We start from the raw sequence: 11,955 nt of genomic DNA on the forward strand, positions 1-11,955 counted from the left end.
GCCGTATCACCAGGGTGCTGCTATGGCATGGGAACCTCAGTTCCCGGTCTAGCCATGGGTGGGGATTGGGATTTATTGAGTTGACGCAGCCACATCCAACCGATCACGGCTATCACTAATGAGATCCAGCCGGTCATGGGTTGTAGTAACAGGAAGCCACCCACCGTAAACATAGACCCAAACAGAATTAAGCTTGAGGCCAGCACTCGCAGGGCATCTTTGCCTAAATCCTGTAAAGGAGCTAACCCTGTTTGAGATTGCTGCCGAGTCCATCCGGGGCCACCGGGGCGAACTTTGGTATAGAACTTGTTTAACGTGGCTTCAGACTCTGGTGGGGTGAGCAACATGGCGGCAACCCAAATTACGGTTGTGATTGAGGTGGTCACTAGCAATTTCAAACCAAAATCATCAATTTTTAGAACTGGAAGGGTAGTGGTGAGCAGACCGATGATGAATCCACCTAGCATGGAGGCTAATTCAGCTGCTGCATTGATTCGCCACCAATACCATCGCAAAATTAGGACGAGTCCTGGTCCCGTACCGATAGCAATCACCAGTTTGAAGACATCTACCACACTGTCAGAGTAGAAGGCTGCAATCGCACCAATCACGGTGACTAAGACAGAAGCAACACGTCCTGCTGAGATGAGTTCCGCTTGAGATGCCTGGGGATTCATAAACCGCAAATAAAGATCATTGGTTAAGTAAGACGCCCCCCAATTAATCGAGGTAGAGACCGTACTCATAAATGCAGCGACTAGAGAGGCAAATACTAGCCCCAGCAACCCTTGAGGTAAATAGTCTCTCATCAGCAAGAAATAGCCTAACTCCTGATCTTGGGCATCGGGATACAGCACCACTGCAGCTAAACCCACCAAAATCCAGGGCCAAGTTCGCACCACATAGTGCATTACGTTGAACAACCAAGCTGATTTTTCGGCTTCTTGCTCATCTTTGGCTGCGGCTAGCCGTTGGACAAACTCACCGCCTCCGTCACTGCGTCGGAAAGACCACCATTGCAGAAAGATGTAGGCGAAAAAGGCATTAATACTAATCCCGGCCGATTCACTCCATTTCAGCCAACCGCCGTCTCCACCGAAGTTCAAGGGCACGAAGGACAGGACATCATGATTCGTGGCTTGCTGAGCTTGCTCGACCAGTAATTGGATACCCCCAATTTGCCGCACCGCTGCAACAGCAACAATCAAAGCTCCCACTAAGGCTAAGAAAAACTGGAAGAAGTCAGTGGCGACCACTCCCCATAAACCGGAGAGTCCGGCATAAATTAAGACAAATATACTAACGGCGACGACCGTCCAAAGTTTGAGATTACTGTCTGCCCCAATTCCCATGTTTTGCCAAACGCCTAGGGCATCCACCATTTTTACCATGGCTAACATGGCATACCCAATGCCAATGCAGTTAATGGGTACTGCAAAAAGAAAGGCTTTTGTGCCTCGCAGAACTGCTGCGGTGTTACCGCCGTAACGCATTTCCGTTAGCTCTGCGTCAGTAATGACTTCTGAGCGCCGCCATAATCTTGCAAAAATATAAATCATGACAATATGGGCAAAGCCAAAACTCCACCACAGCCAATTGCCAGCAATGCCCTTAGTTGCGACTAAGCCTGCTACTACTAAAGGGGTATCGATTGAAAAGGTTGTTGCAGCCATACTGGTCCCAGCCAGCCACCAGGGTAAAGAACGACCCGATACGAAAAAATCAGTTAGGCTACCGGATGCTTTCCGAGACAAATAGATGCCAACGAAAAGCGTAAACACCAAGTAGGCCGCGACAATAATCCAATCAAAGAGCTGCATAAGTAATGGTGTATACGATTTTGTCTGCCGTCATCATGCCATAGACTGGACGGATCACAGGATGTTCCGCTTTCCACCATCTGCGGCGAGATATGCCTGCCGAGCATGAGATCAACCTTTTAAAAGGCCGGGATATGGCAACACGTTATTAGGCTGACTTTTACATCTTTTAAATACGAGCTAGCGATATAGGCTGCATAAACTCATCTGTTCAACCCTACTGAGTGAATGAAGGGATTTAGTTCTCTCGAAAACATTCCACAGGAAGGAACAACACCATGCAACGTACTCCATCTCAATTGGCTCAGTTAGCAACCCAGCGACTACTTGCTCTAGGAGCTTTAGTCACTCTCTCGGCAAGCAGCGTGGTGGCGGCACCCCTCCCAGCCCAAGATCAATGTCCTGATGGTTGGGAACTGTCTCCGAGTCCTGCAGTTGAATGCCAACCGGGCAGCTTTACCCAACAAGCCCCTAAACTGCGCCATTTTCGCAGAGCAGATTTGAAAGTTCGGCAGTATCGTTTCAGTCGCATGGGAACAAAACGCATCAAGATCCAGGTGGCAAATTTAGGGAGAAGGGCTGCACGGCCCACGGTCTTACGACTGACGGTTCGTCGAATTGATGGAACACCAGTGGGGCGGATGATCCGAATCAAAGTGCCTGTAATTAAAGGCCAGCAAACCCAATGGGTAAGACTGAACACAGCCAAGATTTTGCCCAAAACAGTGGCTCTCAAAGACACGACATTTCGCATTGATGTGGACTCTACGAATTTTGTGAAGGAAGCCAACGAGACGAATAATACGACTTGGCACAATCTTTAAGGGGTGTGAAGAAGGAGAGAGCATCGATATCTATTGCTCTCTCCAAGGGGCCTCTTATTTAACAGCCTTTCTATTCAGTGATGACTATCACGTCCCTTGGCTTCAACTATCACTGCTTATGCAGACCGGCATCACGGCTATCAGCATGATCAATGACTAATAATTTGGTCATTCAAGCTTTGATTTGTGGCAATGTGGTCTGACTCAATTCGCCACTGAATCAAAAGAGTAAATCTTGAGCTTCAAACTTCTGTATTCCTTGTTGACGTTGAGAGGTCAATCATGACTCATCCCCAAAACTTTGAGCAGAGCTCTCAGTTCGATCGCTATGGTGCTGGATCTACACCGAACCTGACGGTTGAGATTTCTAGTCGTCCGCTCTATCGCCAAATCCGTAGACAGCGATCGGGGATGACGCCCATGGACTCTATCGAGTTTGAAGGGACAGCATTAGATCATTTATCCCATGGCAACGTTGCTTGGTGGGTTGCGATCGCAAGTTGGTTTGTCTATGGCATACCCATGGGAATATTAGTTTTTCCCATTCTGGGGGAGCAAGTGCGGGCCATCGGTACCCATCTGATCAAACTCATTCATTCCCCTCTATCGGGTGCACTCTGGTTTCAATTCTTGACGCTAGTGTTTGCCATTTCCTTCACATTAATGGTGTGTCTTTGTACCCTGACGATTCTGGCTAAAGGAACGATACGTAAACTTCAGCAGCATCGTCGAAGCCGCTAGACCTATGGTTGATATGAGTTTTAAGGGACGGATCCATCCCCGGCTGTTCCGACTTTTCTTCTGCTAGAGACTCACAAGTTCCTCAACATTCATCCATAAGCTATTGGAAGAGGCTATGGAACAGGAGTCTGAGGATGAGAACACAACAGTATCGTGGGGATTATCGTCTGAAAATCATTGCTTTATGGACCGCATTTCTTTTAGGGATGCTTTTCCATACCCCATTGGCTTTAATGCCTTTGTTTCACGGTTTGAGTGTTGCCCACTCTCATACCCATGATTATTTACCCCTCAACACCCTCTTTGGGTTGATGTTAGGACTGTTTGGTATTGCCATGGCTGCCATCGTCACTACGGCCTTGGTGAATGGACAAAGATACAAAACGCTACATTTTGGCTTGACCTTGTTATACACCGCCATTAACGGCAGCCATCTGATCTTCGATGTCCTGGTAGGCGTTCCCAGCTATCTGCTTTGCCGGATGGGCTATCTGCTGATTATGGGTCTCCTGCTTAACGTTGTGGCTTTTCAATGGTTTGACTCAGAGTCGAATAAACAACCGGTCTTGAGGTCAGTCCATTGACTGTTAAGACCGGTTTTCCTGACCGTTCGATAGACGTCTCCCTGGTGCGATCGCAAAAATTTGCCCATAATTGGAGTGGCGATTCCTTCAGAGATTCAATCGGACCCAACGTCAGGAGGCCGATGATGAAAATACTTGTTGTTGAGGATGATCAGGCCACGTCTGAAACCTTAACTACACTCCTCAACCAGTGCAGCTATGCGGTGGAAACTGCGACTGATGGTGAAACGGCTGCTGATCTGGTGGCTGCTTTTGAGTATGATTTACTCTTGCTCGATGTCATGTTGCCGAAGATAGATGGCATCACCCTCTGTCGGCAGCTGCGCAATCAAGGCCATACCATGCCGATTTTGCTGCTGACGGGGAAGGGTGATAGCCATGACAAGGCGGTCGGCCTAGATGCGGGTGCTGATGATTATGTGGTCAAACCCTTTGACCTGGAAGAATTAGAAGCTCGCATTCGGGCCTTACTGCGGCGGGGGCATCTCTATACAACACCTATCTTGGAATGGGGCCAGATCCAGCTCGATCCCAGTTCCACCCAGGTGAGCTACCGTCAGCAACTCCTAGCCCTTACCCCCAAAGAATATGCTCTTTTAGAATTGCTCATGCGTAACCCTCGGCGGGTCTATAGCTGCGGTATGTTGCTAGAACATCTATGGACCTATGAGGATATGCCAGGGGAAGAGGCCGTTAGAACTCATATTAAAGGTCTCCGCCACAAGCTGCGTGACGCCGATGCTCCCGCCGATATGATCACAACCGTCTATGGGATTGGCTATCGCCTCAAACCTTTAGCAGAATTAGAGAAGGAGGCACCGTCGTTTCAGGAAGAAAATCAAGCAGCCATTGCTAATATTTGGCAGCGGTATCAAGCCCGTATTAGTCGTCAGGTGCAGGTTTTGGAACAAGCCAGTGCCGCCTTCCAAACCCACCAAGGCCAGCTGAACCCTGAACAGCAGCAGCGGGCCGAACAAGAGGCCCATACTTTGGCTGGTGCCCTGGGGATGTTTGGCATTCATGCCGGTACTGACCTTGCCCGTCAGATTGAGCAGCTACTGCGGCTGCCTCAACCCCTAGGGATGGAGCATATCAAGCAATTCCAGGCTCAGGTAGAGACCCTCAGACAGACGATTGAGGCCTATGGACCTTTCACCCCCACTGATGTGAGCGAGTCGCTGCCTCCCCTCCCCTCCTTACTGGTGATTGATGCGGATCGAGACTGGATTAAGGATTTAACGGGGCAAGCTAGCCATTGGGACTGGACGGTGCGAGCCGTGATGGATTTAGACGCTGCCCAAACAGCACTGACCCAGGATCTGCCCCAGGTGATTTTGCTCGATCCAGCAGTGGCTGACCATAAAAATCAAACGATTGCTTTCCTAGAAAAGGTTACACATTTTACGCCTCCGATTCCGGTGCTCTTTTATGGATCTCCGAATGGATTGCACTCCCGTTTAGAAGTGGCTCGCCTCGGTGGCAAAGCTTATTTAGAAAAGCCCATTGTTCCCAAGCAGGTGTTGCATGAAGTTGATCGGGTCCTGCACCAGTCCCAAGCCATTACCGCCAAAGTAATGATTGTGGATGATGATCCGCATTTACTGCAATTTCTGCCGCCGTTACTGGAGCCTTGGGGGTTTAAAGTGAGTACTCTCGCTGATTCCAGGCTGTTTTGGCAAACCTTGGTCGCGGCTGCCCCTGATTTACTAATCCTCGATGTTGAAATGCCCGATGTCAGCGGCATGGAACTCTGCCAAATCGTTCGCAATGATCCGTACTGGCAGAATCTGCCGATTATCTTTTTAACGGCCCATACGGAAGCTGAAATAGTGAATCAGATTTTCGTCCTGGGTGCGGATGATTTTGTCAGTAAACCCGTCGTCGGCCCCGAACTCGTCGTGCGCCTGGTCAATCGCCTCGAGCGGATGCAGCTATCGCAACAGTTATGGCAGGTGGATACCCTCACAAAAGCCTATAAGCGGCAACCCGCTATTCCTCGCCTAGAGCAGATGATGAAACGGGCCCAAGAGTCACAGCAACCCTTGAGTTTGGGTTTAGTGAAGGTGATGAATCTGCGGAACATTAATGCTGAGTTTGACTTGGAAACTGGAGACTCTGTTTTGCGTCAGGTGGGCTATGCCCTATGCCAAGGCTGTGGGCAAGAAGATGTGGTTGCTCGCTGGAGTAGCAATGAATTCTTGATGGGGCTCCAGGGGATCCGGAGCGATGATGCAGAGCATCATATTCAGCATCTATGTCAGGACTATCTCCAGACTCACCAACAGACGGATGATGCTGTTCCGATTCAGCTTGACTTAGGGGTTGTACAATATCCCGAGGCTGGGAAAACCTTATCTGCGCTATACAAAGCAGCAGATCAGCGCCGGCAACGTGAGGCAGACTGATGATGATTGAGCAAGTCCACCTTCTTCCTGAACAACAGAGCTGGATGACTTCGCTGTTGAATACTTTGCCAGCGCTGGTGGTGATTTTGGATGCGAAAGGTCGGATTGTCGGCTTCAATCAGGCTTGTGAGCAGGTTTCTGGGTATACCTTTGCTGAGGTGAAAGAGCGATTTCTTTGGCAGGATTTGCTGTTGCCAGAGGAACGAGCAGGGGTACAAGCCGTTTTTGAACAATTGCTCTCCCATCAAGGCCCCAAACAATATCAAAATCACTGGCAGACGAAAACAGGAGAGCGCCATTTGATTGCCTGGTCCAATTCAGTGATTCAGCAGGGACAGGCGGTCCAATTTGTGATTGGGACAGGGATTGATATTACCGAGCAGCAGCAGTCGGCGTTGGCCTTGCAGCAGCAAATTGAGCATGAGCAGCTTTTGAGTGGGATCGCAGCTCGGATTCGCCAATCTCTAGATCTCCACACTATCCTCAACACCACCGTTGATGAAGTCCGGCAAGTGTTAGAGACGGATCGCGTTTTGATCTTCCGCCTTGAACGAAATTGGGACGGTATTGTCTTGGTGGAATCCGTGGATACGGACCAATGGCCTTCCATTCTGGGGGTTAAAATTCACGATCCGTGTTTTCCCGATATCTATAGTGGGGCACCTGAGCAAATCCGTGCCAGCGCTGTTGATAATATCTACACCGCTAACCTTTCACCCTGCCATCAAGAGCTACTGAAGGAATTTCAGATTCAAGCCAATTTAGTGGTCCCCATTATTTTGGAGAATCGAGTCTGGGGACTGCTGATGGCCCATCATTGTCGTGAACCGCGCCATTGGAAATCTCTAGAGATTAAGTTGCTGAGTCGGCTGGCGATTCAACTTGCGATCGCAATTCAGCAATCGGAACTGTACTGCCAGCTGCAGGCGGAATTGACCGAACGCGAGCAAGTAGAAGTCGTTCTGCAAGAAGCCAAACATAATCTAGAACAGCGGGTTGCCGAACGAACAGCAGCCCTACGCCAGGCCAACCAACAATTACGGTCTGAACTGCTGACGCGCCAGCAGGCAGAAGCTGCCTTACAACATTCTCAAAAACGGATCTCCGGCATTTTGGAAATTGCCGATGACGCCATCATTTCCGTGGATGCCTCGCATATCATCACGCTGTTTAATCAAGGGGCAGAGAAAATGTTTGGGTATCGCCGTCAAGATATCCTCGGCCAACCTTTGAATCTCCTATTGCCTGATGATTTGGTGAATTATGCTCAGACTCCGACAGACGGCATTTCAACGACAACCTACCAGATGGGGGCACGACGACGTCCGATTACAGCGCAGCGCCGAGATGGCACCTACTTTACGGCAGAGGCCTCTATCTCTAAACTACAGCTGGGGGATGAACAGGTCTTTACCGCCATTCTGCGAGATATTACAGATCGCTTAGAAGCCCAAGCCTCCCTAACTAAGCTCACCCGCCAAAACGAATTAATCCTCAATTCCATGGGTGAAGGACTTTGTGGGGTGGATCTGCAATATCACATCACCTTTGTTAATCCCGCTGCGGCTGACATGCTAGGCTATGCGATCCCTGAGCTGATTGGTCAACCCGTAGAGACCATCTTGGGGACGAATCCTCAGCACCTTGATGGGGATCTAGATGCCCTGTATCCCTTTGAGGATTCGTTGATTTCTGGCACAATCCATCGGTTTATTACCGATGAATTTCAACGATGGGACGGCACGATGTTTCCAGTGGAATATGTGAGTACCCCCATTCGTGAAAACGACATCATTATGGGGGCAGTGATCACCTTCAAAGATGTGAGTGATCGTCAGGTGGTTGAACGCATGAAGGATGAATTTATTTCCGTGGTTAGCCATGAACTGCGTACTCCCCTCACCTCGATTCACGGGTCCCTGCGGATGCTCACCAGTGGACTATTAACCGCTCACCCGGACAAGAGTCAACGACTCCTCCAAATTGCCGTGGATAGTACGGATCGCCTGGTGCGCCTGATCAATGACATTCTAGATGTAGAACGGATTGAGTCGGGTGAGGTCGGTATGACAACATACCCGTATAATATTGCCGATTTAATGACCCAAGCTACCAATACCATGCAGGGCATGGCTGCTCAGATGAAAGTCGAATTGGCGGTGACGCCTTTAGCCGTATTGACAGATGTGGCTGGCGATCGGATTGTCCAAACCCTCACTAATCTCCTGAGCAACGCCATCAAATTTTCCCGTCCAGGGGGCACCGTTGCCATGAGTGCACACCTCATGCCCCAACAGCCCCCTAGCTGTTCTTTGACCTCAACCACCACTGAGCTATCTCTTTCCCCGGCAGATGCGCCTCAGGTTTGTATATGGGTCCGGGATCAAGGCAGAGGGATTCCTCCAGATAAAATTGACACCATCTTTGAACGGTTTCAACAAGCTGATTCTTCAGATGCTCGTGATCATGAAGGTACGGGGTTAGGCCTAGCCATTTGCCAAAGTATTGTGCACCAACATGGCGGCCACATTTGGGTAGAAAGTCAACTGGGTAAAGGCAGTACCTTTTCCTTCACATTACCCATTCAACGAGACGATATTGCAAACAAAGGTAGACCGGTTACATGACAGCAAAGTGCATCCTCGTAGTGGATAACGAGCTATACATTCAAGAAGTGGTCCAGATTGCGTTAGAGACCATCAAAAATTGGCGCGTTGTCACCGCCAGTTCAGGTGCTGAAGGTCTGCTGAAGGCGGAGAAAGTCCGTCCCGATGCCATTCTTCTGGATATGATGATGCCGGATATGGATGGGGCCACCACCTTTCAGAAACTCCAGGCCAATCCCCTGACTCAAGCCATTCCGGTGCTGTTACTGACCGCTAAAATTCAAACAGCGGATCAAAAACGTTATCAGGAGATGGGGGTGCATTCCACCATCGCCAAACCCTTCGATCCTTTACAGCTTCCCGCTCAGATTGCAGATGTATTAGGCTGGCAGTTATAGCCTCTTAAAAGCCTGATCCTTACTCTCTTTCCGCATGAAGCCATCTGAATCTTCTCTCACTTTTTCGATTGCCAGTTTGCTGCGTTTGGGAGTCATCAGTTTAGGGCTGCTGTTATTGTGGCAACTCCAAAATCTAGTGGTGGTGTTGATGATTTCTATCGTCTTGGCATCCACCCTTGCCCCCATTATTCAACAGGTAGAATCGTTGCGAGCCCCTCGGTGGCTGGCAGTTTTGGGGGTGTATGTCAGCCTGATTGGTGCGGCCATTACGGCAACCTTGGTGATTGGTCCCACGATTACAGAGCAAATTCAGCGAATTTTCATTGCCCTACCCGGATACCTAGATACCCTCACTACGCTGATTGAGGAATCGATCATGCAGATGGGCATTAGTAAGCCAGAAGATTTGGGCATGATCAATCAATTGTTCGATCTACAAGCCCTAACCGCCTGGACCTTTCGATCCAGTCAAAAGCTGATTCTTCAGTCTGTAGATATCACCAAAGGTTTATTGGGAGGCGTCTTTAATTTACTCTTGGCCTTGATTTTGTCAGCCTATATGTTGTCAGATTCCCAACGATTACTGAATGGCCTCGTATCGCTTTTTCCTCAACCCTGGGAGCAGCGGCTGGCTGACCAAGTGCATCCGGTGAGTCAACGCATGGGGGCCTATATTCAAGGGAGATTGTTGGTCTCGCTGATCTTGGGGACAACGGTCAGCATTGGCTTGAAGCTGATTGGGATCGCCGAAGTGGCTTTGGGACTAGGTGCGATTGCAGGACTAACGAACCTGATTCCCTTTTTTGGACCGGTGCTGGGTGCTATTCCTGCCTTACTGGTGGCTGTTGCCCAGGGGGGGTGGACCGTGGTGTGGGTGTTTTTACTGTTTGTGTTGATCCAAAATCTGGAAACCTATGTTCTCGATCCGTTAGTGGTGAGTCCGTCGGTGAATGTGCCGCCACTTTACCAACTGCTAGCAGTCTTGGGTGGCACCCAAGTCTTAGGGATTATTGGGGCGTTAATTGCTCCACCTTGGGTAGCTGCAGGGGGAGTCTTGATCGAGAATTTATATCTGCACCCCAAACGTGAAGCAGAGCAAAATACTCAGCCTGCTGTGGAAACCGTCAGTTGACTATGGTTCAGGCGATCTGATCCCTGATTGCCAGGCTTGCCCAGCTATCCTCACAGTTTCCCCAAGTTTAGAGAGTATTCTCCACATAAAGGATACTAGCCAGCTTTGGCATGGCAGTAGGTCCTAATCTGAATAGCTGCGTTCGACCCCCCAAAACACTAATGACTACAACACTGATTAATCTCACCCTTGCCATTGTGCATGAAGAGGCGGAGTTACTCGCAGAGTATTGTCCCAATCCTATTTACCAGGATGTGCTCGGGAATCCCATTGCTAAACAGGAACTGATGACCTATGTTCTGAGTCGAATTCCCAATACCTATGTGCTTACAGCGGCACCCAAGACGATGAATGCTCGTGGACAAACCACTGCTTACCGTCTCCAAATCGAGACTCTGCTTAAACAAGGGATAGATTCAGTTTGCTGCTATCGTCCCATGAAGGCTGATTTTAGGGAGACTCAGAAGGTTTGAGTAGCGGTTATACAATACTTTTTTTCTCTAGATAGAATAAAATGCTGAATACTATCCTGACTATTTTTGTTTATAGATACGATTTTTTAACCTAACCAAGCATTAAGCCTGCTGGGGTGCTGGAGATGCCTACTAACCGATATCAACAACTGATTAACTTTTTGACCCAAGAGGTAGGGATTTCGACGGAGTCGATCAATATTGCCCTCAAGTCTTGCCAGCAACAGCAGGGGCCATTGCCCATAATCCTTTGGCAGTACGGTTTGATTACCTTAGAGCAGCTCAATGATGTCTTCCATTGGATCGAGACATCGTTTAGTCCAGATGAGACCTACAACATTACAATCACTTGTGAAAAATGAGGTTTTTATGTTCTCTTTAACAACCAAACATCAACCGTGGTGGGTGCATATTCAAACCACGATTCCTGATTGTCAATATTATTTTGGTCCGTTTGACAGTATTGAAGAGGCGGAAGCCCATCAGTCAGGTTATGTGGAAGATTTAGTTCAAGAGCAGGCCTTGGAAATTGTGGTCAAAGTCAGCCGCTGCCAACCTGAAATGTTGACCCTATGCGATGAAGAAGAGGTCTATCCCATCAGCCTGCGGGATCTGTCCCCTTACGACCGACCAACGGTTTTATGCTACAGCTAGCCCTTAATCGGCGGTAATCCAGAAAAAGCCTGGATCTGTACGCCGTTGATCATCTAATAATTCAGATTCCCAAATATCAGGATTGGCTGTGGCTTCTAAGGGGCGCTTGCCCGACATTTGCAGATTTAGGTCGGGGGTCTTGGAGGAGGTCTCGCTGTTTTCAGAGAATAGGGTAATGGAGGGCTTCACTTCACCCCCCAAGGCTTTAGCAGACTCTCGCTGCGGGTTGGGGTTGCTAGAGGCGGTTGTTCCTGCCCAGGCTGGGCTGGCGAACGTGGTGAGCAGACTGGCAAACAGGATGAGTTTGAGGGAAGTCAT

12 protein-coding genes are annotated in these 11,955 nt (G+C 49.2%); 10 read left to right on the forward strand and 2 right to left on the reverse strand.

Translation table 11 applies throughout. From position 1 onward, the window contains the following. Positions 1–20: 20 nt before the first annotated feature. Complete coding sequence (locus tag I1H34_RS01710) at positions 21–1,820, reverse strand: sodium:solute symporter family protein (protein WP_212664056.1); 1,800 nt, start codon at positions 1,818–1,820, stop codon at positions 21–23. A gap of 278 nt (positions 1,821–2,098) precedes the next feature. Here I1H34_RS01710 and I1H34_RS01715 point away from each other — a divergent pair, with 278 nt between their 5' ends. The 10 genes from I1H34_RS01715 to I1H34_RS01760 all read left to right on the forward strand — a co-directional run bounded on the left by I1H34_RS01715 (position 2,099) and on the right by I1H34_RS01760 (position 11,637). Continuing rightward, positions 2,099–2,644: a CARDB domain-containing protein gene (locus I1H34_RS01715; RefSeq protein ID WP_212664057.1), complete on the forward strand. Its 546-nt coding sequence runs from the start codon at positions 2,099–2,101 to the stop codon at positions 2,642–2,644. A 282-nt stretch (positions 2,645–2,926) separates the two neighbouring features. Then, entirely contained in the window at positions 2,927–3,385 is a 459-nt protein-coding gene (locus I1H34_RS01720; RefSeq protein ID WP_212664058.1) for a hypothetical protein, read from the forward strand. A gap of 134 nt (positions 3,386–3,519) precedes the next feature. Continuing rightward, entirely contained in the window at positions 3,520–3,969 is a 450-nt protein-coding gene (locus I1H34_RS01725) for a hypothetical protein (protein ID WP_212664059.1), read from the forward strand. Beyond that, on the forward strand, positions 3,966–6,374 hold the full coding sequence (locus tag I1H34_RS01730) for a response regulator (RefSeq protein WP_212664060.1): 2,409 nt from the start codon (positions 3,966–3,968) through the stop codon (positions 6,372–6,374). The genes I1H34_RS01725 and I1H34_RS01730 overlap by 4 nt, the downstream gene beginning before the upstream one ends. Further along, positions 6,374–9,001 (forward strand): PAS domain S-box protein, encoded by a 2,628-nt coding sequence (locus tag I1H34_RS01735; protein ID WP_212664061.1) that lies wholly within the window; start codon positions 6,374–6,376, stop codon positions 8,999–9,001. Before I1H34_RS01730 ends, I1H34_RS01735 begins: the two co-directional genes overlap by 1 nt. Further along, complete coding sequence (locus I1H34_RS01740; protein ID WP_212664062.1) at positions 8,998–9,378, forward strand: response regulator; 381 nt, start codon at positions 8,998–9,000, stop codon at positions 9,376–9,378. Before I1H34_RS01735 ends, I1H34_RS01740 begins: the two co-directional genes overlap by 4 nt. Positions 9,379–9,412: 34 nt before the next feature. Beyond that, positions 9,413–10,510: an AI-2E family transporter gene (locus tag I1H34_RS01745; protein WP_212664063.1), complete on the forward strand. Its 1,098-nt coding sequence runs from the start codon at positions 9,413–9,415 to the stop codon at positions 10,508–10,510. Positions 10,511–10,671: 161 nt separating this feature from the next. Continuing rightward, on the forward strand, positions 10,672–10,983 hold the full coding sequence (locus I1H34_RS01750; RefSeq protein WP_212664064.1) for a hypothetical protein: 312 nt from the start codon (positions 10,672–10,674) through the stop codon (positions 10,981–10,983). A gap of 125 nt (positions 10,984–11,108) precedes the next feature. After that, complete coding sequence (locus tag I1H34_RS01755; protein WP_212664065.1) at positions 11,109–11,345, forward strand: DUF2949 domain-containing protein; 237 nt, start codon at positions 11,109–11,111, stop codon at positions 11,343–11,345. Between the two features lie 7 nt (positions 11,346–11,352). Then, positions 11,353–11,637, forward strand: a complete 285-nt coding sequence (locus I1H34_RS01760) for a DUF1816 domain-containing protein (protein ID WP_212664066.1) — start codon at positions 11,353–11,355, stop codon at positions 11,635–11,637. 3 nt (positions 11,638–11,640) lie between these two features. Here the strand turns inward: I1H34_RS01760 and I1H34_RS01765 are convergent, their stop codons facing one another. Then, positions 11,641–11,955, reverse strand: coding sequence for a hypothetical protein (locus tag I1H34_RS01765; protein WP_212664067.1), 315 nt, complete (start codon positions 11,953–11,955; stop codon positions 11,641–11,643).

It is taken from the genome of Acaryochloris marina S15, from assembly GCF_018336915.1.
In the GTDB taxonomy this organism is placed as follows: Bacteria; Cyanobacteriota; Cyanobacteriia; order Thermosynechococcales; family Thermosynechococcaceae; genus Acaryochloris; species Acaryochloris marina_A.